The 21,459-nt window shown below is 68.9% G+C and carries 22 protein-coding genes; 12 read left to right on the top strand and 10 right to left on the bottom strand.

The window, feature by feature from the left end; translation table 11 throughout:
• Position 1: 1 nt before the first annotated feature.
• Positions 2 to 940: a bestrophin family protein gene (locus VF522_RS04860; protein WP_330907104.1), complete on the bottom strand. Its 939-nt coding sequence runs from the start codon at positions 938 to 940 to the stop codon at positions 2 to 4.
• Positions 941 to 1,744 carry an exodeoxyribonuclease III gene (locus VF522_RS04865; RefSeq protein ID WP_330907105.1) on the bottom strand — a complete coding sequence of 268 codons (804 nt, stop codon included), beginning with the start codon at positions 1,742 to 1,744 and terminating at the stop codon, positions 941 to 943. It lies immediately after the preceding gene.
• Between VF522_RS04865 and pyrE the strand changes: the two genes are divergently transcribed.
• Both pyrE and VF522_RS04875 read left to right on the top strand, forming a co-directional pair.
• A complete protein-coding gene (pyrE, locus tag VF522_RS04870; protein ID WP_330907162.1) occupies positions 1,743 to 2,423 on the top strand; it encodes an orotate phosphoribosyltransferase in 681 nt (226 codons plus the stop codon). The genes VF522_RS04865 and pyrE overlap by 2 nt on opposite strands.
• A 12-nt stretch (positions 2,424 to 2,435) precedes the next feature.
• On the top strand, positions 2,436 to 3,080 hold the full coding sequence (locus VF522_RS04875; protein ID WP_330907106.1) for a DUF4124 domain-containing protein: 645 nt from the start codon (positions 2,436 to 2,438) through the stop codon (positions 3,078 to 3,080).
• A 133-nt stretch (positions 3,081 to 3,213) separates the two neighbouring features.
• On the opposite strand, the gene gatB is transcribed toward VF522_RS04875, so the two are convergent.
• From gatB to gatC, 3 genes are read right to left on the bottom strand one after another with little or no spacing between them, the layout of a single operon-like run.
• Positions 3,214 to 4,662: an Asp-tRNA(Asn)/Glu-tRNA(Gln) amidotransferase subunit GatB gene (gene gatB, locus VF522_RS04880; protein WP_330907107.1), complete on the bottom strand. Its 1,449-nt coding sequence runs from the start codon at positions 4,660 to 4,662 to the stop codon at positions 3,214 to 3,216.
• Positions 4,662 to 6,125: an Asp-tRNA(Asn)/Glu-tRNA(Gln) amidotransferase subunit GatA gene (gatA, locus tag VF522_RS04885; RefSeq protein WP_330907108.1), complete on the bottom strand. Its 1,464-nt coding sequence runs from the start codon at positions 6,123 to 6,125 to the stop codon at positions 4,662 to 4,664. Before gatA ends, gatB begins: the two co-directional genes overlap by 1 nt.
• On the bottom strand, positions 6,122 to 6,421 hold the full coding sequence (gene gatC / locus VF522_RS04890; protein ID WP_330907109.1) for an Asp-tRNA(Asn)/Glu-tRNA(Gln) amidotransferase subunit GatC: 300 nt from the start codon (positions 6,419 to 6,421) through the stop codon (positions 6,122 to 6,124). The genes gatA and gatC overlap by 4 nt, the downstream gene beginning before the upstream one ends.
• Positions 6,422 to 6,594: 173 nt before the next feature.
• Here gatC and VF522_RS04895 point away from each other — a divergent pair, with 173 nt between their 5' ends.
• The 5 genes from VF522_RS04895 to mrdA (VF522_RS04915) all read left to right on the top strand — a co-directional run bounded on the left by VF522_RS04895 (position 6,595) and on the right by mrdA (VF522_RS04915) (position 13,546).
• Complete coding sequence (locus VF522_RS04895; protein WP_330907110.1) at positions 6,595 to 7,638, top strand: rod shape-determining protein; 1,044 nt, start codon at positions 6,595 to 6,597, stop codon at positions 7,636 to 7,638.
• 108 nt (positions 7,639 to 7,746) lie between these two features.
• Entirely contained in the window at positions 7,747 to 8,670 is a 924-nt protein-coding gene (gene mreC, locus VF522_RS04900; protein ID WP_330907111.1) for a rod shape-determining protein MreC, read from the top strand.
• 13 nt (positions 8,671 to 8,683) lie between these two features.
• Complete coding sequence (mreD, locus tag VF522_RS04905; protein ID WP_330907112.1) at positions 8,684 to 9,202, top strand: rod shape-determining protein MreD; 519 nt, start codon at positions 8,684 to 8,686, stop codon at positions 9,200 to 9,202.
• A gap of 84 nt (positions 9,203 to 9,286) precedes the next feature.
• Entirely contained in the window at positions 9,287 to 11,404 is a 2,118-nt protein-coding gene (mrdA, locus tag VF522_RS04910; RefSeq protein WP_330907113.1) for a penicillin-binding protein 2, read from the top strand.
• Positions 11,405 to 11,416: 12 nt separating this feature from the next.
• Positions 11,417 to 13,546, top strand: a complete 2,130-nt coding sequence (gene mrdA, locus VF522_RS04915; protein ID WP_330907114.1) for a penicillin-binding protein 2 — start codon at positions 11,417 to 11,419, stop codon at positions 13,544 to 13,546.
• Between the two features lies 1 nt (position 13,547).
• Here mrdA (VF522_RS04915) and VF522_RS04920 read toward each other — a convergent pair whose 3' ends face one another.
• The 3 genes from VF522_RS04920 to VF522_RS04930 are packed head-to-tail and all read right to left on the bottom strand — an operon-like array spanning position 13,548 to position 15,805.
• Positions 13,548 to 14,609, bottom strand: a complete 1,062-nt coding sequence (locus VF522_RS04920; RefSeq protein ID WP_330907115.1) for a YheT family hydrolase — start codon at positions 14,607 to 14,609, stop codon at positions 13,548 to 13,550.
• A complete protein-coding gene (locus VF522_RS04925) occupies positions 14,587 to 15,039 on the bottom strand; it encodes a YybH family protein (RefSeq protein ID WP_330907116.1) in 453 nt (150 codons plus the stop codon). The genes VF522_RS04920 and VF522_RS04925 overlap by 23 nt, the downstream gene beginning before the upstream one ends.
• A 31-nt stretch (positions 15,040 to 15,070) precedes the next feature.
• Positions 15,071 to 15,805, bottom strand: coding sequence for a hypothetical protein (locus VF522_RS04930; RefSeq protein WP_330907117.1), 735 nt, complete (start codon positions 15,803 to 15,805; stop codon positions 15,071 to 15,073).
• Positions 15,806 to 15,859: 54 nt separating this feature from the next.
• Here VF522_RS04930 and VF522_RS04935 point away from each other — a divergent pair, with 54 nt between their 5' ends.
• From VF522_RS04935 to VF522_RS04945, 3 genes are all read left to right on the top strand, one after another.
• Positions 15,860 to 16,504, top strand: a complete 645-nt coding sequence (locus tag VF522_RS04935; RefSeq protein ID WP_330907118.1) for a LemA family protein — start codon at positions 15,860 to 15,862, stop codon at positions 16,502 to 16,504.
• 89 nt (positions 16,505 to 16,593) lie between these two features.
• Positions 16,594 to 17,499 (top strand): YgcG family protein, encoded by a 906-nt coding sequence (locus tag VF522_RS04940; RefSeq protein WP_330907119.1) that lies wholly within the window; start codon positions 16,594 to 16,596, stop codon positions 17,497 to 17,499.
• The gene (locus tag VF522_RS04945; protein WP_330907120.1) at positions 17,499 to 18,008 is read left to right on the top strand and encodes a TPM domain-containing protein; all 510 of its coding nucleotides are present in this window, start codon (positions 17,499 to 17,501) and stop codon (positions 18,006 to 18,008) included. Before VF522_RS04940 ends, VF522_RS04945 begins: the two co-directional genes overlap by 1 nt.
• Before the next feature lie 91 nt (positions 18,009 to 18,099).
• Here the strand turns inward: VF522_RS04945 and VF522_RS04950 are convergent, their stop codons facing one another.
• Positions 18,100 to 19,200 (bottom strand): ABC transporter substrate-binding protein, encoded by a 1,101-nt coding sequence (locus VF522_RS04950; protein WP_330907121.1) that lies wholly within the window; start codon positions 19,198 to 19,200, stop codon positions 18,100 to 18,102.
• 202 nt (positions 19,201 to 19,402) lie between these two features.
• Between VF522_RS04950 and VF522_RS04955 the strand changes: the two genes are divergently transcribed.
• Both VF522_RS04955 and VF522_RS04960 read left to right on the top strand, forming a co-directional pair.
• Positions 19,403 to 20,164 carry a histidine phosphatase family protein gene (locus VF522_RS04955; RefSeq protein ID WP_330907122.1) on the top strand — a complete coding sequence of 254 codons (762 nt, stop codon included), beginning with the start codon at positions 19,403 to 19,405 and terminating at the stop codon, positions 20,162 to 20,164.
• A complete protein-coding gene (locus VF522_RS04960; protein ID WP_330907123.1) occupies positions 20,161 to 21,045 on the top strand; it encodes an NAD(P)H-hydrate dehydratase in 885 nt (294 codons plus the stop codon). Before VF522_RS04955 ends, VF522_RS04960 begins: the two co-directional genes overlap by 4 nt.
• Here VF522_RS04960 and VF522_RS04965 read toward each other — a convergent pair.
• Positions 21,016 to 21,429 carry a hypothetical protein gene (locus VF522_RS04965; protein ID WP_330907124.1) on the bottom strand — a complete coding sequence of 138 codons (414 nt, stop codon included), beginning with the start codon at positions 21,427 to 21,429 and terminating at the stop codon, positions 21,016 to 21,018. The two genes, VF522_RS04960 and VF522_RS04965, sit on opposite strands and share 30 nt — an antisense overlap.
• Positions 21,430 to 21,459 lie beyond the last annotated feature (30 nt).

Genomic DNA, 21,459 nt, shown 5'->3' on the forward strand with positions numbered 1-21,459 from the left:
CTCAGGTCAGCCGCCCGTTCACCGGCTTCAACGGCGGCGGCAGCTCCCGTGCCCCCAGCGTCTCCAGCACGTCGATCTCGATCTCGCGGCACAGCGCATCGAGCGGCAGGTGGTTGTTGGCCAGGCCGAAGGGTTCCTCGATCTCGTCGCCCAGCGCATCGAGGCCGAAGAAGGTGTAGGCCACGATCACCACCACGAAGGGCGTCATGAAGCCCACCGTGTCCACCAGGCCGAAGGGCAGCAGGAAGCAATAGAGCCAGGCGGTGCGGTGCAGCAGCAGCGTGTAGGGGAAGGGAATGGGCGTGTGCTTGATGCGCTCGCAGTTGGCGGCCACCTGGGCCAGCGCGGTCAGGCCCTGGTCCATGTCGGCCGCCACCGGGGCGTCGAGCCGGCGAGCCCGCAGGAAGGCGCCCAACTGCTCGCCCATGCGGCGCAGCAGCCAGTCGCCCGGCAGGCGCGACGCGGTGGCCGCGCGCGCCTCCTCCGCCCCGAGCAGCCGCTCCAGGTCGGCGCGCGGGCTGCTGCAGCGCAGCTGGTGCCGCAGCGCATGCGCGAAGGCGATGGTGCGCAGCACCAGCGTGCGCCGCGGGTCGCCCAGGTCGTCGATCGAGGCGGGATCCTCGAAGTGCAGCACGGACTGCACCTGCCGCGCGAAGCTGCGCGAGCGGGCGGCCAGCTCGCCCCACAGCTTGCGCGCCTCCCAGTAGCGGTCGTAGGCGGCGTTGTTGCGGAAGCCGAGGAAGATCGCCAGCGCCAGGCCGATCAGCGAGAACGGCACCGTGGTCAGCGTGATCTTCCACTGGTAGACGAAGCCGTGCGTGAGCGTCACCAGCACGGCGACGGCGGTGCAGGTGACCAGCTCCCAGGCGATGTGCGGCAGCACGGAGCCGCGCAGGACGTAGAAGAGCTGCAGCCCCGTGGGACGGTCGCGGACGATCACTTACAGGCCCAGTTCGTATTCGACCGTGATCGGCGCGTGGTCGGAGAAGCGCTGGTCCCTGTAGATCGACTCCGTGCGGGCCAGCTGCGCGACGCCGGGCGTGGCCAGGTGGTAGTCCAGCCGCCAGCCCACGTTCTTCGCGTAGGCCTGGCCGCGGTTGCTCCACCAGGTGTAGCAGGCGTCCGTGGTGTCCGGCTGCAGGTGACGATAAACGTCCACCAGCCCCGTTTCGGATAACAGTTTTGTCATCCAGGCCCGCTCCTCGGGCAGGAAACCGCTGTTTTTCCGGTTCCCTTTCCAGTTCTTCAGGTCCTTCTCGTGATGCGCGATGTTGACGTCGCCGCACAGGATGAATTCCCGTGAATTTTTCAACGCCACGAGGTGCGGGTCGAGTGCGTCGAGGAAGCGGAACTTGGCCTGCTGCCGGTCCTCGCCGGAGGAGCCGGAGGGGAAGTAGCAGCTGACGATCGACAGCTTGCGCTGCGGCGTGTCAAAGCGCAGTTCGAGGTAACGGCCCTCGGCGTCGAACTCCTCGCAGCCGAAGCCGACGATCACGTCGCTGGGCTCGTGCCGCGTGAAGGCGCCGACGCCCGAGTAGCCCTTCTTCTGGGCGAAATGGAAGTGCCCGCTCAGGCCGGCGAGCGCGTCGTACTTGCCCTTCACGTCGTCCGACTGCGCCTTCACCTCCTGCACGCAAATACAATCCGGGGTGGTTTGGGCGAGCCACGCCTCGACGCCCTTGCTGGCCGCCGAGCGGATGCCGTTCAGGTTGAGGCTGGTGAGTTTGAAGAAGGACGTTCCCATGGTGGCGATGCGGGGCCAGGACAGGCTGGCGCAGGATTTCGTGGAGTTCGCGGTGCAGTCCGGCGTGCTGCGCTTCGGCGAGTTCAAGACGAAGGCGGGACGGCTCTCGCCCTATTTCTTCAATGCCGGCCTTTTCGACGACGGCAACAAGATCGGGCGGCTGGCGCAATTCTATGCACAGCGCATCCTCGCCTCGAACGTCGAGTTCGACATGTTGTTCGGTCCCGCCTACAAGGGCATCCCGCTGGCGGCCGCCGTCGCCATCGAACTGGCCCGGCTGGGGCGCAACGTGCCCTTCGCCTACAACCGCAAGGAAGCCAAGGACCACGGCGAGGGCGGCACCCTGGTGGGCGCGCCGGTGCGCGGCCGCGTGCTGATCGTCGACGACGTGATGTCCGCCGGGACGGCCGCGCGCGAGTCGATCGCGCTGATCCAGGCCGCCGGCGCCACCCCCCACGCGGTGGCGATCGCGCTGGACCGGCAGGAGAAGGCCACCGAAGGCGGCCACGACGTTTCCTGGAGCGCCGTGCAATATGTCCGTGAAAAACTGGGCCTGCAGGTCTGCGCCATCGCGGAGCTGGCAGACCTCTTGCAGTACCTGGAAGTCCACGCCGGCGATGAACTGGGCCAGCACCACGCCAAGGTGCTCGCATACCGGGATCGTTACGGCGCCGGCTGAAAAGGAGTCGTCATGCCTCGTGTCTGGAGCCTTCCCGTCCTCGCCCTGCTGACGGGCGCGGTGGGCAGCGCCTGGGGACAAGGCATCTACACCTGCGTCGACGCCCAGGGCCGGCGCCTCACCTCCGACCGCCCGATCGCCGCCTGCCTGGACCGCGAACAGAAGGAAATGAATCCGAGCGGCACCGTGCGCCGCACCGTCCCGCCCTCGATGACGGCCGTCGAGCGGGCGGCGCAGGAGGAAAAGGACCGCAAGGTGGCCGAAGACCGCCAGCGCGCGGCCGAGGAAAAGCGCATGACGCGCGCGCTGCTCACGCGCTATCCGCGCCAGTCGGTGCACGACATGGAGCGCGGCAAGGCGCTGCAGGCGATCGACGACTCGATCCACAGCGCGCAGCGGCGCATCCAGGCCCTGCAGGAAGAACGCAGGAAGCTGGTGGCGGAAAGCGAGTGGTACAAGGCGCCGGAGCTGTGGCCGGCCAAGCTGAAGCGGCAGTTCGAGGAGAGCTACGCTCAGGAAGGGGCCCAGCAGCGCTTCATCGCCAACCAGCAGGAAGAGAAGAAGCGGATCAACACGCGCTTCGACGATGAACTGGCACGCCTGAAGGGGCTGTGGGCGCAGGCCAGCCCGGCGGCGGCGATGCCGGCGGTGCGATAGACCACAAGAGCGGGACGGAAGCCGGGAGGAGAAAGCGGCCATGGGGCCGCTTTTTTTTGGACGCCCTGGATCCCCGCCTCCGCGGGGATGACGGCCGTAGGGTGGGCAAGCTCAGCTTGCCCACCATGGGCGCTCACATCCCCAGCTTCTTCCGCATCAACTCACCCACCTGCTGCGGGTTCGCCTTGCCCTTGGAGGCCTTCATGGCCTGGCCCACGAGGGCGTTGAAGGCCTTGTCCTTGCCGGCGCGGACCTGTTCGACGTTGGCCGGGTTGGCGGCGATCACCTCGTCGACGATCTTTTCCAGGGCGCCGGTGTCGTTCACCTGCTTCAGGCCCTTGGCTTCGATCACGGCGTCGACGTCGCTGCCGTCCCCGGTCCACAGCGCCTCGAACACCTGGCGCGCGGCGTTGTTCGACACCGTGCCGTCGGCGATGCGCTGCAGCAGCTTCGCGAGCACCGGCGCCTTCACCGGCGCTTCGCCGATCGCGATCTCCTGCGCGTTCAGGCGGCGCGACACCTCGCCCATGATCCAGTTGCTGGCCAGCTTCGCCTGCCCGCTCGCCTTCGCCGCTTCCTCGAAGTAGGCGCCCATCGCCTTGCTCTGGGTCAGCGTCGTCGCGTCGTACTCCGGCAGGCCGTAGTCGCTGACGAAGCGCGCGGCCATCACGCGCGGCAGCACCGGCATGCCGGCCTTCACGCGTTCGACCCACTCCGGCGCGATCACCAGCGGCGGCAGGTCGGGATCGGGGAAGTAGCGGTAGTCCGCCGCATCTTCCTTGGTGCGCATCGCGCGCGTCTCGCCGGTATCGGGGTCGAACAGCACCGTCGCCTGCTCGATCTTGTGGCCGTCCTCGATCTGCTCGATCTGCCAGCGCACCTCGAAGTCGATCGCCTCCTTCATGAACTTGAAGGAGTTCAGGTTCTTGATCTCGCGGCGCGTGCCGAACGGCTGGCCGGGCTTGCGCACCGACACGTTGGCGTCGCAGCGGAAGCTGCCTTCCTGCATGTTGCCGTCGCAGATGCCGATCCAGGTGACGATCTTGTGCAGTTCCTTCGCATACGCCACCGCCTCGTCGGACGAGCGCATGTCGGGCTCGGTCACGATCTCCAGCAGCGGCGTGCCCGCGCGGTTCAGGTCGATGCCCGACTGGCCCACGAAGTCCTCGTGCAGCGACTTGCCTGCGTCTTCCTCCAGGTGCGCGCGCACCAGGCGCACCGACATCTTCTCCTCGCCGAGCCAGAACTCGACGACGCCGCCCTGCACCACCGGGATCTCGTACTGCGAGATCTGGTAGCCCTTGGGCAGGTCGGGATAGAAGTAGTTCTTGCGCGCGAAGATGCTGCGCGGCGCGATGTGCGAGCCGATGGCGAGGCCGAAGCGGATCGCGCGCTCCACCGCGCCGACGTTCATCACCGGCAGCGTGCCGGGCAGCGCCAGGTCCACCGGCGAAGCCTGCGTGTTGGGCTCGGCGCCGAACTGCGTCGGCGCGCGGCTGAAGATCTTGCTCTCGGTGGAGAGCTGCGCGTGGGTCTCGAAGCCGATGACGACTTCCCAGCCGTGGACGAGTTTCGCGGTCATCAGAAGCCCTCCGGCCGGCGGAGGTGGAAATCGGTCGCTTGCTGGAAGCGGTGGGCCGCGTTCAGCAGCCGGCCTTCCTGGAAATAGTTGCCGATCAACTGCAGGCCCACGGGCATGCTGCCTTCGCCGAAGCCGGCCGGGATGCACATGCCGGGCAGGCCGGCGAGCGAGCCGGGCAGCGTGAAGATGTCCGCGAGGTAGTCGGCCAGCGGGTCGTTGCCGTGCTCGCCGAGCTTCCAGGCGACCGTGGGCGCGGCGGGGCCGACGATCACGTCGCACTGCTTGAACGCCTGCTGGAAGTCGTCGGCGATCATGCGGCGGATCTTCTGCGCCTGCAGGTAGTACGCGTCGTAGTAGCCGTGCGAGAGCACGTAGGTGCCCACCATGATGCGGCGCTGCACCTCGAGGCCGAAGCCTTCGGCGCGCGACTTCTTGTACATGTCCAGCAGGTCGCCGTACTGGCCGGCGCGGTGCCCGAACTTGACGCCGTCGAAGCGCGAGAGGTTCGAGCTCGCCTCGGCCGGCGCGATGATGTAGTAGACCGGGATGGCGAGTTCGGTGCGCGGCAGCGAGACCTCGACGCGCTTCGCGCCCAGCTTCTCGTACTGCGCCAGCGCCGCCTCGATCGCCGAGCGCACGTCGGCGCTCACGCCCTCGGCCAGGAATTCCTTCGGCACGCCGATGCGCAGGCCTTCCAGTGACCCGCCCAGCGCCTGGGTGAAGTCCTCCGCCGGCACGTCCAGCGAAGTCGAATCGCGGTCCGGATCCGGGCCGCAGATCGCCGAGAGCAGCAGCGCGCAGTCCTCGGCGCTGCGCGCCATGGGCCCGGCCTGGTCCAGGCTGGAGGCGTAGGCGATCATCCCGTAGCGCGAGGCCCGGCCGTACGTCGGCTTGATGCCCGTGATGCCGCAGAAGGACGCCGGCTGGCGGATCGAGCCGCCGGTGTCGGTGCCGGTCGCCGCCGGCGCCAGGCCTGCCGCCACCGCCACCGCGCTGCCGCCGGAGGAGCCGCCGGGGATCCGGCGGGTGTCCCAGGGGTTCTTCACCGGCCCGTAGGCGGAGTTCTCGTTGGACGAGCCCATGGCGAACTCGTCGCAATTGAGCTTGCCCAGGGTCACGGTGCCCGCCTCGGCGAGCTTGCGGACGACCGTCGCATCGAAGGGCGAGCGGTAGCCTTCCAGCATCTTCGAGCCGGCGGTGCTCGGGAAGTCCTTGGTGACGAAGATGTCCTTGTGCGCGATCGGCACGCCGACGAGCGGCGCGGCATCGCCGGAAGCGATCCGCTGGTCGGCTGCCCGGGCCTGCGCCAGGGTGGCTTCCTCGTTGGTCGCCAGGTAGGCGCCCAGGCCGGCATGGGCCGCGGAACGGGCCAGGAAATGCTGCGCCGCTTCCACGGCGGAGACTTCCTTCGCCTTGAGCTTCTTCGCCAGCGCGGCGACCGACAATTCGTGCAAGGCGCTCATTCGATCACCTTCGGCACCAGGAACAGCCCGCGCTCCACCGAAGGCGCGCTTTGCTGGTTGGCCTCGCGCTGGTTCGGCTCGCTGGCGACGTCGTCCCGCAGGCGCAGCGGCACGTCGCGGATGGCCGCCACGGGGTGCGTCAGCGGCTCCACGCCGGAGGTGTCGACCGCGCGCATCTTCTCCACGAGGTCGAAGAAGCCGTTGATCCGGGCGAGCATGCGCTCGCTTTCCTCGGGATGCAGTTCCAGCCGCGCGAGGTGCGCGATGCGTGCGATGTCTTGTGCGTTCAGGGACATGGTGAAAAAAGTCTTTGCGCCAGCGCCACAGCTCACCCGCGCGGAGGCCGCGCGGGACGGGTCCGGCACAGGGGATGGGGTATTATCCCGCCTTCGGCGCGCGGTCTCCGCCGCCGGTTTGCAACGGCCGCGCACAGCGGCCGCTTTCGCAGAAGAAACAAGGATTTCCCCAAATGTTCGGAGTTTTCCGACGCTATCTGTCCACGGACCTGGCCATCGACCTGGGCACGGCCAACACCCTGATTTTCGTCCGCGACAAGGGCATCGTCCTCGATGAGCCGTCCGTGGTGGCTATCCGCCACGAGGGCGGCCCGCAAGGCAAGAAAACCATCCAGGCCGTGGGCCACGAGGCCAAGGCCATGCTGGGCAAGGTGCCGGGCAACATCGAGGCGATCCGCCCGATGAAGGACGGCGTGATCGCCGACTTCACCGTCACCGAGCAGATGCTCAAGCAGTTCATCAAGATGGTCCATCCGCGGTCCGTCCTGAAGCCCAGCCCGCGCATCATCATCTGCGTGCCCTGCGGTTCCACCCAGGTGGAACGCCGCGCCATCCGCGAGTCGGCGCTCGGCGCCGGCGCGAGCGAGGTGTACCTGATCGAGGAACCGATGGCCGCCGCGATCGGCGCCGGCCTGCCGGTGTCCGAAGCCTCGGGCTCCATGGTCGTCGACATCGGCGGCGGCACCACCGAAGTCGGCGTCATCTCGCTGGGCGGCATGGTCTACAAGGGCTCGGTGCGCGTCGGCGGCGACAAGTTCGACGAAGCCATCATCAGCTACATCCGCCGCAACTACGGCATGCTGATCGGCGAACCCACCGCCGAAAGCATCAAGAAGCAGATCGGTTCCGCCTTCCCCGGCAGCGAGGTGAAGGAGATGGAAGTCAAGGGCCGCAACCTCTCCGAGGGCGTGCCGCGCAGCTTCACCATCTCGTCCAACGAGATCCTGGAAGCGCTGACCGACCCGCTGAACAACATCGTTTCCGCCGTCAAGAACGCGCTGGAGCAGACCCCGCCGGAACTGGGCGCCGACATCGCCGAGCGCGGCATGATGCTCACCGGCGGCGGCGCGCTGCTGCGCGACCTCGATCGCCTGCTCGCCGAGGAAACCGGCCTGCCGGTGCTGGTGGCCGAAGACCCGCTCACCTGCGTGGTGCGCGGCTGCGGCATCGCGCTGGAGCGCATGGAACGGCTGGGCTCGATCTTCACGAGCGAATGACGAATGACTCGCGCCGCGTGCGGCGCGGGATGACACGCCTGCCGCGGCAGGCATGACAATATGCTGGTCTTTGTCATTCGTCATTGAAGCGAAGCGAAGTCATTCGTCATGCCCTTAGGCACCCTCGATCGCACCCCTCCGCCGTTCTTCAAGCAGGGACCCTCGGCTCTCTCCAAGCTGATGGTGTGCAGCGCGCTGGCGCTGTTCCTGATGGTGGCGGATGCGCGTTTCCGCATCACCGAACCGATCCGGTCGGCGATGAGCACGGTGCTGTTTCCGCTGCAGTGGGTGGTGATGCAGCCGGTGCTCGCCTTTCGCGGCGTCACCGACTACGTCACCTCGCTGGACTCCGCCGTGAGCAAGGAGGAGGCCGCGCGCCGCAAGCTGATCCTGCAGTCGCAGCGCGCCAACCAGGTCGAGCAGCTGTCCAACGAGAACCTCCAGCTGCGCAAGCTGCTCGCCCTGCGCGAGCGCCTCAACTCGCCCACGGTCGCCGCCGAAGTGCTGTACGACGCCGCCGACCCGTACACCCGCAAGGTGATCATCGACAAGGGGCTTGCCCAGGGCGTGCAGCCCGGCTCGCCGGTGATCGACGAATCCGGCGTGCTCGGCCAGGTCACCCGCGTGCAGCCGCTGACCAGCGAGGTGACGCTGGTGAGCGACCCCGACCAGGCCATCCCGGTGATCAACACCCGCACCGGCGTGCGCGGCATCACCTATGGCGACGCCGGCCGGCACGGCAGCGGCGCGCTGGAGCTGCGCTACATGGCCGCCAACGCGGACATCCAGCCCGGCGACCTGCTCACCACCAGCGGCGTCGACGGCGTCTACCCCGCCGGCATCCCGGTGGCCAAGGTCGCCAAGGTGGAGCGCCGGCCCGATTCCGCCTTCGCCCGCATCGTCTGCTTCCCGCAGGCGCTGGTGGACGGCGCGCGGCACGTGATGGTGCTCAAGCCGCTGCTGTCGCAGCTGCCCCCGCGCCCGGCGCCCGAAGATGCCGCCCCGGTGTCCAAGAAGGGCGCCAGGAAATGAAGGGGCCCGCGGCATGATCATGCGTCCCGGGCAGCCGCTGCTGCTGCCGGCCAACCCGCTGTTCATCTGGTTCTCGCTGATCGTCGCGATGATGATCGGCATGCTGCCGCTCGGCCGCATCCCGTGGATGCCGGACATCCTGGCGGTGGTGGTGGTGTTCTGGAGCGTGCACCAGCCGCTGCGGGTGGGCGTCATCGCCGCCTTCCTGTTCGGCCTGGCGATCGACGTGCACCAGGCCTCCCTGCTGGGCCAGCACGCGCTGGCCTACACCACGCTGAGCTTCTTCGCGATCACGATCCACCGCCGGCTGCTGTGGTTCACGGTGCCGTCGCAGGCCGTCCAGGTGCTGCCCCTGTTCGCCGCCGCGCACGGCATCGAACTGGCAATCCGCATGCTGGCCGGCGGCGCCTTCCCCGGCCCCATGATCCTGCTGGCCCCCGTGCTGGAAGCCGTGCTTTGGCCCGTGGTGAGCGTGATCCTGCTGGCCCCGCAACGCAGGGCGCACGATCCGGACGAAAATAGGCCGCTGTGAGGTTCGGCGTTGGGCGTTGAGCGTTCGGCGTCAAACCCGCTCAACGCTTCACGCCCAACACTCAACGCTCAACGCTCACCGTCGATGACCGAGCTCAGAAACGTCGAAGCCGAACTCACGCGCTTCCGCGGCCGCGTCCTCGTGGCGAGCGCGGCCATCCTCGTCTGCTTCCTGCTGCTGGTGGCGCGGCTGGTGTGGCTGCAGGTCGTGAAGCACGAGCAGTACGACGACCAGGCCGAGGCCAACCGCACGGCGATCGTGCCGATCGTGCCCAACCGCGGCCTGATCCTCGACCGCAACGGGATCGTGCTGGCCTCCAACTATTCCGCCTACACGCTGGAGATCACGCCCTCGCGGCTCGCCAAGCCGCTGGAGCAGGTGGTCGACGAGCTGTCGCAGGTGGTCGAGATCCATGCGCGCGACCGCCGCCGCTTCAAGAAGCTGCAGGAGGAAAGCAAGAGCATCGACTCGCTGCCGATCCGCACCAAGCTCACCGACGAGGAAGTGGCGCGCTTCACCGTGCAGCACTACCGCTTCCCGGGCGTGGAGATCAAGGCGCGCCTGTTCCGCAACTATCCCTGGGGCGAACTCGCGAGCCACGCGATCGGCTACATCGGCCGCATCAACCAGTCGGAGAAGCAGCAGATCGAGGACTGGCCGGACGACGAGCAGGCCAACTACCGCGGCACCGAATACATCGGCAAGCTGGGCGTGGAGCAGAGCTTCGAGAAGGAGCTGCACGGCCTGACCGGCGTCGAGCAGGTGGAGACCTCGGCCGGCGGCCATGCCGTGCGCAAGCTCGCGAGCAGTCCTTCGACGCCGGGCAACACGGTCGTGCTGTCGCTCGACATCAAGCTGCAGAAGCTGGTCGAGGAACTGTACGGCGACCGCCGCGGCGCGCTGGTGGCGCTGGACCCGAAGACCGGCGAGGTGCTGGCCTTCGTCAGCAAGCCGACCTTCGACCCCAACCTGTTCGTCGACGGCATCGACCAGGAGAACTGGGCGGCGCTGAACGAATCGCTCGACAAGCCGCTGCTCAATCGCGCGCTGCGCGGCACCTACCCGCCCGGCTCGACCTACAAGCCCTTCATGGCGCTGGCGGCGCTGGAGACCGGCAAGCGCCGGCCCGAGCAGGCGATCAGCGATCCCGGCTACTTCTGGTTCGGCAACCACAAGTTCCGCGACGACAAGGAAGGCGGCCACGGCTCGGTGGACATGTACCGCTCGATCGTGCAGTCGTGCGACACCTACTACTACATGCTGGCCAACGACATGGGCGTGGACCTGATCCACGAACAGCTGTCGCACTTCGGCTTCGGCGAGATCACCGGCATCGACATCCACGGCGAATCGAAGGGCCTGCTTCCTTCGACCGAATGGAAGCGCAAGGCCTACCGCAAGGCCGAACAGCAGAAGTGGTATGCGGGCGAGACCATCTCGCTGGGCATCGGCCAGGGCTACAACAACTTCACCGTGCTGCAGATCGCCACGGCCACGGCGACCGTGGCCAACCCGCAGGGTGCGCGCATGAAGCCGCACCTGGTGCGCGAGGTGGTGGATGCGACGAGCAGGGAAAAGCATCCGGTGGCCGCGCAGCAGGTGGGACAGCTCGCGGCCCGGCCGGAGAACCTGGCCATCATCCGCAAGGCGCTGCAGGGCGTGAACATCGAAGGCACGTCGGCGGCTGCGTTCCGCGGCGCGGCCTACACGAGCGGCGGCAAGACCGGCACCGCGCAGGTGATCACGATCGCGCAAGGGTCCAAGTACAACGCCTCGCAGCTGGACGAACGCCACCGCGACCACGCCCTGTACATGGCCTACGCGCCGGCGGAGGATCCGAAGATCGCGATCGCGATGGTGGTGGAGAACGCCGGCTTCGGCGCCGCCAACGCCGCGCCGATCGCGCGCCGCGCCTTCGACTACTACCTGCAGGGCCTGTATCCGAGCGAGGAAGACATCGCGCTGGTGCGGCAGGGCAAGGCCACCACGCCGGTGGGCGCGCCGCGTCCCGCAGCGGAAGCCGCGTGGCCGCCGCTGGCGGTGAATGGCGGAGCGCCTGGCGCGCCGCCCGCGGTCCCTGGGGCGCATGAACACGCCGTGGCGCCGTCGTCACCCGCCTTCATCCATCCGGCGTTCGCCGGCACCGTGCCTCCCGCCGCGGGCGCGCAGCAGCTGCCCGATCCCCACCGCGGACACATGTAAAGGCGCCCGCCGATGACCGAACTGCGCAACGTCGAAGCCGAACTCACGCGATTCCGCGCGCGCGTGCTCGTAGCCAGCGCCGCCGTGCTCATGTGCTTCCTGCTGCTGGTGTCGCGCCTGGTGTGGCTGCAGGTGGTCAAGCACGCGGAGTTCGACGACCAGGCGGAGGCCAACCGCACGGCGATCGTGCCGATCGTGCCGAACCGCGGCCTGATCACCGACCGCAACGGCATCGTGCTCGCGACCAACTACTCGGCCTACACGCTGGAGATCACTCCTTCGCGCCTGGCGCGCCCGCTGGAGCAGGTGATCGACGAGCTCTCGCAGGTGATCGACATCCAGTCGCGCGACCGCCGGCGCTTTCGCAAGCTGCAGGAGGAGAGCAAGAGCATCGACTCGCTGCCGATCCGCACCAAGCTGACCGACGAGGAAGTGGCGCGCTTCACGGTGCAGCGCTTCCGCTTCCCCGGCGTGGAGATCAAGGCCCGCCTGTTCCGCAACTATCCCTGGGGCGAACTCGCCAGCCACGCGATCGGCTACATCGGCCGCATCAACCAGACGGAGAAGAAGCAGATCGAGGAGTGGCCCGACGAGGAACAGGGCAACTACCGCGGCACCGAATACATCGGCAAGCTGGGCGTGGAGCAGAGCTTCGAGAAGGAGCTGCACGGCATCACCGGCGTGGAGCAGGTGGAGACCTCCGCCGGCGGGCGGGCCGTGCGCAAGCTGGCGAGCAGCCCCGCGACGCCGGGCAACACCGTGGTGCTGTCGCTCGACATCAAGATGCAGAAGCTGGTGGAGGACCTGTACGGCGACCGCCGCGGCGCCCTGGTGGCGATCGAGCCGAAGACCGGCCAGATCCTCGCCTTCGTCAGCAAGCCCACGTTCGACCCGAACCTGTTCGTCGACGGCATCGACCAGGAGAACTGGACGATGCTCAACGAGTCGCTCGACAAGCCGCTGCTCAATCGCGCGCTGCGCGGCACCTATCCGGCCGGTTCGACCTACAAGCCCTTCATGGCGCTGGCGGCGCTGGAGACCGGCAAGCGCTCGGCGTCGCAGGTGATCATGGACGGCGGCTCCTGGTCGTTCGGCGGCCACGTGTTCCGCAGCCACGGCGACCACGGCCTGGGGCCGGTCGACATGCACGCCAGCATCGTCAAGTCCTCGAACGTCTACTACTACTCGCTCGCCAACGAGATGGGCGTGGACCTGATCCACGACTTCATGAAGCCCCTGGGCTTCGGCCAGCTCACCGGCATCGACATCTTCGGCGAGGTGCGCGGCGTGCTTCCCAGCCAGGAGTGGAAGCGCAACTACTACAGGCGGCCCGAGCAGAAGAAGTGGTTCGCCGGCGAGACGATCTCGCTGGGCATCGGCCAGGGCTACAACAGCTTCACCATGCTGCAGATCTCGCACGCGCTCGCCGCCGTGGTGAACAACGGCGTGAAGAACAAGCCGCACCTGGTGATCGCCACGCAGGACTCGACGACGAAGCAGAAGACGCCGATCCCCAAGCCCGCCCCGGTGGATCTGCACTTCAAGCCGGAGCACCTGGCCGTCATCAAGAAGGCGATGGTGGGCGTCTCGCAGGCCGGCACGTCGGCCGGCGTGTTCCGCGGCGCGCCCTACCTCTCGGGCGGCAAGACCGGCACCGCGCAGGCGGTGACGATCGCGCAGGGCACCAAGTACAACGCGTCCAAGCTGGAGGAGCACCAGCGCGACCACTCGCTGTACATCGCCTTCGCGCCGGCGGAGGAACCCAAGCTGGCGATCGCGATGATCGTGGAGAACGCCGGCTTCGGCGCGGTGGCCGCCGCGCCGATCGCGCGCCGCGTGTTCGACTACCACCTGCTGGACCAGTACCCCAGCGAGCAGGACATGGAACTGGTGCGCCAGGGCAAGGCCGGCGCGCCGGTGGGCGTGCCGCGCATCGCGTCGCAGGTGGCCTGGCCGCCGTCGGCGGCGGGCGCGGCCGCGGCGGCGATGCCGCCGGCCAGCGCGGCGAGTGCGGCCGCCCTGGCGAAGGCGGCACCGGCGGTGCCGGCCACGACGGCCGCCGCGCCGGTCGCGGCGCCCAGGACCGTGCCGACCGCGTACCACCCCGGGACCGCGATCCACCCGGCCTTCGTGCCGCGCTAGTTCAGAGGGCTGCCGGCATCGTCATCGGCGCCGTCGGCCAGCGCTCCGGCACCCGCGGCGTGATCCCCGAGGCTTTCAGCAGCCAGGCCGTGACCGCTTCCGGCATCGCCAGGACGTGGCCCGGCGGCGAGCCCAGCGGAAAGCCCACGTGCCCGCCATGCGCGGGCTGCCACAGCGTCACCCAGTCGCCCACTTCGTGCGGCTTGGGCAGGCTGCCGGCCGGAATGAAGGGATCGTTCATGGCATTGAGCGCCAGCGTCGGGATGCGGATGCGCGGCAGGTGCGGCTTGGCCGAGGACTTGGCCCAGTAGTCCTCCACGCTGGTGAAGCCGTGCACCGGCGCCGTGAAGATGCGGTCGAACTCGTAGATGTCGCGCACCTTCATCAGCGCGTCGATGTCGAACAGGCCCGGGTGCTGCGCCGCCTTCAGCAGCGCCTTGGGCTTGAGCACGCGCAGGAACATCGCGGCGTAGACCAGGCGGTTGAAGCCGTGGTCGATCCGCTTGCCGCCGGCGGCGAGGTCCAGCGGCGAGGACACGGAAGCGACCGCCGACACGTACTTCGATGCTTCCTCGCCCATCTCGCCGGCCCAGCGCAGCAGCGCATTGCCGCCCAGCGACACGCCCACGGCCACGATCGGGCCCTTGTGCATGTCGCGGATGCGGCTGAGCATCCAGCCGATCTCCTCGAAGTCGCCCGAGTGGTAGGCGCGCGGCGCCAGGTTCATCTCGCCGCTGCAGCTGCGGAAATGCGGCACCACGTAGGTGAGCTTGCCGCGCCAGGCGACGTCGGCGAAGGCTTCCGAGTAGTGGCTGCGCGACGAACCTTCCAGGCCGTGGAACAGCACGATCAGCGGACGGCGCTGCGAGACGTCGTTGGCCAGGTAGTCCAGGTCGACGAAATCGCCGTCGGGCGTGGTCAGGCGCCGGCGCCGGTACGCCGGGACGGGCCCGCGCGTGCGGCGGCCGTACAGCGCCGGCCAGATGGTCTGCAGGTTGCCGCCCGGCAGCCACCAGGGCGCGCGGTACTGCAGGAAATCGCTAGTGAAGGACCGCGGGCGCATCGGACACTTCCTGGATTTCGCTGGTGGTGCCGGGACTGGCGTGGTGCGCCACCAGCCGCCAGCCCTGGGCCGTGCGGTGGTAGACGTTGGTCGCGATCACCCAGGCGGCGCCGGGTCCGCCGGGGGTGAGCACTTCCACGCGTTCGAGAACGTTGTGCACGCTGGCCGCCACGGCCACGATCTTGCGCACGCGCTCGGGCCAGGCGCGCACGGCACCGCCCTCGGCGAACATGGCTTCGAAAGTCGCGCGGATGGCGGTGGCGCCCACGACGCGGGGGCCACCGGGATGGATGCAGAAGATGTCGTCCTCGTCGGCCCAGCAGGCCATGAGTTTCTCGATGTCCCCGCGCTGGAGGGCATCGTAGAAGGCGGCTTCGATGTCGTCGGCGTCGCCTTCGAGGTGGGCGGCCTGGAGCTTGGACTTGCGCATGACTGCTACGCGCCATTGTGCCCTGAGCCGCTCAGCGCAGCCAGCGCCGCGCCACTTCCGCCATGTCGCCCTGTGACGCCTGCCAGACAAGCTCCGGCGCGGCGACGTGGATGCCGGCCGGCGCGATGCGCAGCGCGATCGCCAGCAACTCGGCCACCTTCACCGCCCGCACCGGCTGCTCGCTGGAGGGCACCATGTACTTGAAGACGCCCAGCATCCAGTGGGCGAGCCGCGCAGGCAGCGAGCGCCCGGGCGGATCCGCGGGCTTCTGCGCCGACCGCAGCAGGATCAGGCGCTCGAATCCCAGGCTGGCGATCGCCTGCTCGTCCAGGCTCGCGAGGCCGCGCTTGAGCGCCTCGGGCAGGCGTCCCGGTGCATGCGGCAGCACGATGGCCAGCGTCTGCACGCCGCCCGCGCGCAGCCAGCGGGCGAGCGTCGGCAGCTGCTGCGGCGCGGGCGTCCACAGGGCGCGTTCGCGGTCGTAGAACAGGCGCGGCGGATCGAACAGCACCACGCCGACGTCGGCCGCGGCAATCGGCCACTGCTGCGGATCGCCGGAGGGCACCACGGCGGTGGACACGCCGCGCAGGCCTGCGGTGATCGGCTCCCGGGCGAGCACCTGGGTGCCGGCGTACATCGACGAGCCGGCCAGCCGCCGCAACACTTCGTTGCCGAGGACGCCGGTGGCCCCGGCGATGAGCAGGCGCGGCTTTCCGACGGATGGGGACGATCGCGAGGCGCCCTGCAGGACTTGAAGGGGGTCCATACGCATCCCACCTATGCTAGCGTTCGAGGTTTGTGCCTAGGGAAGGAAACCGACATGAAGAAGTGGCTGCTGATCCTGGCTTTTCCGCTGCTGTTGACCGGGTGCGGATACAACGACTTCCAGCGCCTGGACGAACAGACGAAGTCCGCCTGGAGCGAGGTGCTGAACCAGTACCAGCGGCGCGCCGACCTGGTGCCGAACCTGGTCGAGACGGTCAAGGGCGAGGCGAATTTCGAGCGCGACACGCTCACGCGCGTGATCGAGGCGCGCGCCAAGGCGACGTCGGTGCAGGTGACGCCCGAGACGCTGAACGACCCGCAGGCCTTCCAGCGCTTCCAGCAGGCGCAGGGCGAGCTCTCCAGCGCGCTGTCGCGGCTGCTGGTGGTGTCGGAGCAGTACCCGAACCTGAAGGCCAACCAGGGCTTCCGCGACCTGCGCGTGCAGCTCGAAGGCACCGAGAACCGCATCACGGTCGCGCGCAACCGCTACATCCAGGCGGTGCAGCAGTACAACGTGCTGGCGCGCAGCTTCCCGTCCAACCTGACGGCGATGGTCTTCAACTACGACCCGAAGCCGAACTTCACGGTGCAGAACGAGGCGCAGATCTCAGTGCCGCCGAAGGTGGAATTCGGGACGACGACGGCGCCGCCCGCGCCGAGGGTGCCCGCGGTGGCGCCGAGTGCGCCGGCGTCGCGTTGAAATGGTTGTCATTGCGGGCGTAAGAGCCTGCCCCGGACCATGATCCGGGGCAATCCATGGATCCCGGGTCAAGCCCGGGATGACAAGCCTTGTTGAAGCGGCTTTCCACTCTCCTGTTCGTCCTGTGCGCATGGCTCGCCGCCTTCGCACAGGACGTCCTGCCCGTCCCCGCCCTCACCGCCCGCGTCATCGACCAGACCGGCACGCTGGACGACATCCAGCGCAAGGGCCTGGAGGACAAGCTCGCGGCCTTCGAGCAGAAGAAGGGCTCGCAGATGGTGTTCCTGCTGGTGCCGACCACCCAGCCGGAAGACATCGCGAGCTACGCCAACCGCGTCGCCAATGCCTGGAAGATCGGCCGCAAGGAAGTCGGCGACGGCATCCTGCTCGTCGTCGCGAAGGACGACCGCAAGGTGCGCATCGAGGTCGCCAAGACGCTGGAAGGCGCGGTGCCCGACCTCGCCGCGAAGACGATCATCGACGACGCGATCACGCCGCGCTTTCGCCAGGGCGACTTCGCGGGCGGCCTGCAGGCCGCGGCCGACCAGCTCGTGGCGCGCGTGACCGGCGAGCAGCTGCCCCCGCCGCAGCAGCCGCGCACGCAGCAACGCAGCGACAGTGGCTTCGACTGGTTCGACCTCGCCATCTTCCTGTTCTTCGCCGTGCCGATCGCCGGCGGGGTGCTGCGCGGCATGCTCGGGCGCAAGCTCGGCTCGCTCGCCACCGGCGGCGGCGTCGGACTGCTCGCGATGCTGTTCACGTCCAGCATCGTCGTCGCGGTGGTCGCCGGCATCGTCGCGCTGCTGTTCTCGATGCTGTCGGGCGGTTTCGGCGGCGGACGCGGTCGCGGCTACGGCGGCGGCCCGGTCATCTTCCCCGGTGGCGGGGGATGGGGCGGCGGCGGTGGCGGCGGCTGGAGTGGCGGCGGCGGTGGCGGCTTCGGTTCCGGCGGCGGCGGCGACTTCGGCGGCGGCGGCGCCTCGGGAGACTGGTGATGATCGACCGTATCCAGCGCATCCTGCGCCATCGCTGGCGCGACGAGGACGACACGCGCCGCGCGATCCCGCCCGCACTGGCGGAGCGGCTCGCGCAGTACGTGGCGGACAGCGAGCGCCGCCACACCGGCGAAATCCGCATCTACGTCGAGGCGAGCCTGCCCCTGAGCTACCTGTGGCGCGGGGCGGCGCCGCGCGAGCGGGCGATCGCGATGTTCGGCAAGCTGGGCGTGTGGGACACGGACCAGAACAACGGCGTGCTGATCTACCTGCTGCTCGCGGAGCACGCGATCGAGGTGGTCGCCGACCGGGGCCTGAGCCGCCACGTCGGCGCCGCGCAGTGGCAGCAGGTCGTGCGCCACATGGGCGATGCGTTCCGCGCGGGCCGCTACGAGGAAGGGTTGAAGCAGGCGGTCGACGAGGTCACCGCGCTGCTGGTGAAGCACTTTCCGGCAACGCCGGGTGCGCCGAACGCGAACGAGTTGCCGGACCAGCCGGTGCTGGGATGATTCGTCATCCCCGCGGAGGCGGGGACCCAGGGCATCCGAGGCAGCGCGCTACGCGCGCGACCTGGGTTCCCGCCTGCGCGGGAATGACGGGTTAGTCGCGCACTTCCCCGTTCGGCTTCAGCAGCGCCATGCCGACATACGTGCCGCCGTGGCGGAAGTTCGGCTTGAAGTCCACCACGTAGCCGCCCGCGTCGTAGCGGCCCAGCCCGGACAGCGAGCGATGCAGCGTGGCGCGCGTGAGCTGCGAACCGGCGCGTTTCATGCCTTCGACCAGCACCTTGGCGGCGATGCACGATTCCAGCGCGGTCACCGACATCGGCTCCTTCTGGCCCGCGGCCGTCCATGCGTCGTCGCATTCCCTCACCACCGGCACCGTCTTCGAACGCGGCGTCGGCACCGTGATCGAGACCGACACGCCGGAGGCGTCCGGTCCCAGCGCCTTGGCAAGCTGGCTCGCGCCGGCGAACGAGAGGCTCGTCACCAGCGTCGCGCGGTTGGCGGCCTTGAGCTTCTTCACCATCTGCGCCGCCGGCGCATAGAGCGTCGTGACCACGAGCACCTGCGGGCTGGTGGCCATCACGTCCTTGACGTTCTGCTCGGTGATGTCCGCATTGCGCTTGATCGCCACCGACACCGGCTGGCGGTCGAATTTCTTCAGCACCGCGGCCACGGTCTCGAAGTTCTGCTTGCCCACCGTGTCGTCGTAGTGCAGCACCGTGACGCGCGTGTTGCCCAGGTTGCCCCAGAAGTTGATGATCTTCTCGATCTCGTCGGCATAGGTCGAACGCACGGTGTAGACGTAGTCGTTCTGCTTGCGGATCGTGTCGGCGCCGGTGAAGGGCGCGAAGAACGGCACCTTGTTCTCCAGCACCGTCGGCATCGCGGGGATGCTCAGGGTGGAAGACGCGTAACCGAAGAGCGCCACCGCATGCTGCTCGTTCACGAGCTTCTGGGTGTTCTCGGCCGACAGCTTGGTGTCGTTCCGGTCGTCGAGCGTCACGAGCTTCAGCTTGCCTTGCGGCAGGCCGCCGGCCTCGTTGACCTTGCGGAAATACGCCAGCGCGCCGTTGCGGATGTCGTTTCCGAGTTCGGCGTTGCCGCCCGTGAGCGGGGCCGACTGGCCCACGACGATGTCCTGCGCCAGCGCGGGTGCGGCGGCGACGGCGAGCAGAAGGCAGGCAAGAGAGCGCATCGGAGTCTCCAACAGAGGGGGCGGCTCGGGCCGTCTTGTGACACGGGAGGTTACACCCACTGCTCGTCCATGCGAACCCGGGCGGACCCGGAGGCGCCACGGTCGAGCTCGGAACGTTCCCTGCCTACAACGTCCACCAAGCTAAGTGCACACCACGGCGGCCGGGCCTTGGCGACACTGGCAGCTGCAACACGGAAAACTGATGCAGACCCAGTGGCCCCATCTCCTTTGGATCGCGCGGCATGGCCAGAGCGCGGGCAACGTGGCGCGCGACGCGGCGGAAGCGGCGGGCCACGTGTGGATCAATGTGGAATTCCGCGACATCGACACGCCGCTGTCGGAGCTGGGCGTCGAGCAGGCGGTGGCGCTCGGGCGCTGGTTCCGCGACCTGCCGGTCGAAGAAAGGCCGCAGGTCGTGCTGGCCTCGCCGTACGTGCGCGCGCGCGAAACGGCCCGCCTCTTGATGGAAGCCGCGGACCTGCGCGAGCACCGCGACGTGCGGCTGCGCCTCGACGAGCGCCTGCGCGAGAAGGAGTTCGGCATCCTGGACCGCCTCACCAAGCACGGCATCCGCGAGAAGTTTCCGGAATTGAGCGAGCAGCGCACGCACGTCGGCAAGTTCTACTTCCGCCCGCCCGGCGGCGAGAGCTGGTGCGACGTGATCCTGCGGCTGCGCAGCCTCACGGAGATGGTCACGCGCGAGCACGCGGGCGAGCGCGTGCTGGTGATCGCGCACCAGGTGATCGTCAACTGCATGCGCTACCTGCTGGAGAACCTCGACGAGGCGAAGATCCTCGCGATCGACAAGCTCGGCGACGTGCCGAATTGCGGCGTGACGTCCTATCGGCTCGATCGCGGCGCCAACGCGCTGGTGCCGGACCTCGTGAACTTCATCGCGCCGCTGATCGAAGCCGGCGCGCCGGTGACGTCCGCGCCGGACCCGCAGTCCGCGCCCAAGCCATGAGCGGGCCCGCGCGCGAAGTCGACGACGCCTTGCTGCGCGCCTGGCCGCTGCCGGCGGTGGAGCCCGATGGCGACAAGGAAAGCCGCGGCCGCGTGCTGGTCGTGGCGGGCAGCCGCGAGATGCCCGGTGCGGCGGTGCTGGCGGGCACGGCGGCCCTGCGCGCGGGCGCCGGCAAGCTGGTGATCGCGACGCCGCAGTCGGCCGCGCAGACGGTCGCCGCCGGCGTGCCGGAGGCGCGCGTGATCGCCCTGCCCGAGGCGTCCGATGGCGGCCCGAGCTTCTACGGGCTGCCGCTGCTGCAGGCGCTGGCCGGCGCGACCGCCGCACTGCTGATCGGGCCCGGCATGATCGGACGCGAGAGCACGATCGAATTCACGCAGGTGCTGCTGCCGGTATTCAAGCAGTGCCCGGTGCTGCTGGACGCGCTCGCGATGGACTGCGTGCATGCGGTCTCGCGCTTCGCGCAGCCGGTGATCCTCACGCCGCACGCGGGGGAGATGGCGCACCTGACGGGGCACGTCAAGGAAGACCTGCGGGAGCAGGCGATCGACGTGGCACTGCGGCATTCAGCCAGGTGGAATGCCGTCGTGGCGCTGAAAGGGGCGGAGACCGCGATCGCGACACCTGATGGGCGCAGCTGGCTGCACCGGCTGCAGGCGCCGGGCCTCGGCACGTCCGGCTCGGGCGACGTGCTGGCCGGGATCGTCGCGGGGCTGGCCGCGCGCGGCGCAGCGCCGGAACAGGCAGCGGCGTGGGGCGTCGCGCTGCATGCGCGCGCGGGCGAGGCGCTCGCGCGGCGGCATGGGCAGGTCGGATACCTGGCGCGCGAGCTCGGGGCGGAAGTGCCGGCGCTATTGCACGCGCTCGAGCGCGGCGGCTGATGCCGTGTCCGGTGCGGCCGCGCCGCGCAGCAGCCCGACGTACGACACCGCCAGCACGAAGAAAAGCACGACGTTGAACCACGCCATCGGCGGCGCCTGGTCCATCAGCTGGCGGCTGATCGCCACCAGGAAGCCGAGTACCGCGACGACCGTGCTGCCGGCGATCACCGGCCGGGCCTCGGCGTGGCTGGCGCCGGCGGCCAGCCAGTTCATCACGCCCAGGCCGATCAGGCAGGCGCCGTACAACATCGAGTTGTAGATGCCCGGCACGTTGAGCTCGCCGGCGCGGTACATCGCCAGCAGCGCATTGGGCGCAAGCAGCAGGGGAATTCCGAACAGGACCGCGATGACGGCGGTCGCACGCATGATGACGGGTCGTTTCATTTCTCGTTTCCTCCTGGCGCGCTTTGTAGC

The sequence above is a fragment of the Ramlibacter sp. genome (assembly GCF_036383835.1).
GTDB lineage: Bacteria > Pseudomonadota > Gammaproteobacteria > Burkholderiales > Burkholderiaceae_C > Ramlibacter.

Coding starts and splice junctions, on each gene's coding strand:
- pyrE (WP_330907162.1), top strand. CDS start 1,743: ATGGTGGCGATGCGGGGCCAGGACAGGCTGGCGCAGGATTTCGTGGAG.
- VF522_RS04865 (WP_330907105.1), bottom strand. CDS start 1,744: ATGGGAACGTCCTTCTTCAAACTCACCAGCCTCAACCTGAACGGCATC.
- VF522_RS04875 (WP_330907106.1), top strand. CDS start 2,436: ATGCCTCGTGTCTGGAGCCTTCCCGTCCTCGCCCTGCTGACGGGCGCG.
- gatB (WP_330907107.1), bottom strand. CDS start 4,662: ATGACCGCGAAACTCGTCCACGGCTGGGAAGTCGTCATCGGCTTCGAG.
- gatA (WP_330907108.1), bottom strand. CDS start 6,125: ATGAGCGCCTTGCACGAATTGTCGGTCGCCGCGCTGGCGAAGAAGCTC.
- gatC (WP_330907109.1), bottom strand. CDS start 6,421: ATGTCCCTGAACGCACAAGACATCGCACGCATCGCGCACCTCGCGCGG.
- VF522_RS04895 (WP_330907110.1), top strand. CDS start 6,595: ATGTTCGGAGTTTTCCGACGCTATCTGTCCACGGACCTGGCCATCGAC.
- mreC (WP_330907111.1), top strand. CDS start 7,747: ATGCCCTTAGGCACCCTCGATCGCACCCCTCCGCCGTTCTTCAAGCAG.
- mreD (WP_330907112.1), top strand. CDS start 8,684: ATGATCATGCGTCCCGGGCAGCCGCTGCTGCTGCCGGCCAACCCGCTG.
- mrdA (WP_330907113.1), top strand. CDS start 9,287: ATGACCGAGCTCAGAAACGTCGAAGCCGAACTCACGCGCTTCCGCGGC.
- mrdA (WP_330907114.1), top strand. CDS start 11,417: ATGACCGAACTGCGCAACGTCGAAGCCGAACTCACGCGATTCCGCGCG.
- VF522_RS04920 (WP_330907115.1), bottom strand. CDS start 14,609: ATGCGCCCGCGGTCCTTCACTAGCGATTTCCTGCAGTACCGCGCGCCC.
- VF522_RS04925 (WP_330907116.1), bottom strand. CDS start 15,039: ATGCGCAAGTCCAAGCTCCAGGCCGCCCACCTCGAAGGCGACGCCGAC.
- VF522_RS04930 (WP_330907117.1), bottom strand. CDS start 15,805: ATGGACCCCCTTCAAGTCCTGCAGGGCGCCTCGCGATCGTCCCCATCC.
- VF522_RS04935 (WP_330907118.1), top strand. CDS start 15,860: ATGAAGAAGTGGCTGCTGATCCTGGCTTTTCCGCTGCTGTTGACCGGG.
- VF522_RS04945 (WP_330907120.1), top strand. CDS start 17,499: ATGATCGACCGTATCCAGCGCATCCTGCGCCATCGCTGGCGCGACGAG.
- VF522_RS04950 (WP_330907121.1), bottom strand. CDS start 19,200: ATGCGCTCTCTTGCCTGCCTTCTGCTCGCCGTCGCCGCCGCACCCGCG.
- VF522_RS04955 (WP_330907122.1), top strand. CDS start 19,403: ATGCAGACCCAGTGGCCCCATCTCCTTTGGATCGCGCGGCATGGCCAG.
- VF522_RS04960 (WP_330907123.1), top strand. CDS start 20,161: ATGAGCGGGCCCGCGCGCGAAGTCGACGACGCCTTGCTGCGCGCCTGG.
- VF522_RS04965 (WP_330907124.1), bottom strand. CDS start 21,429: ATGAAACGACCCGTCATCATGCGTGCGACCGCCGTCATCGCGGTCCTG.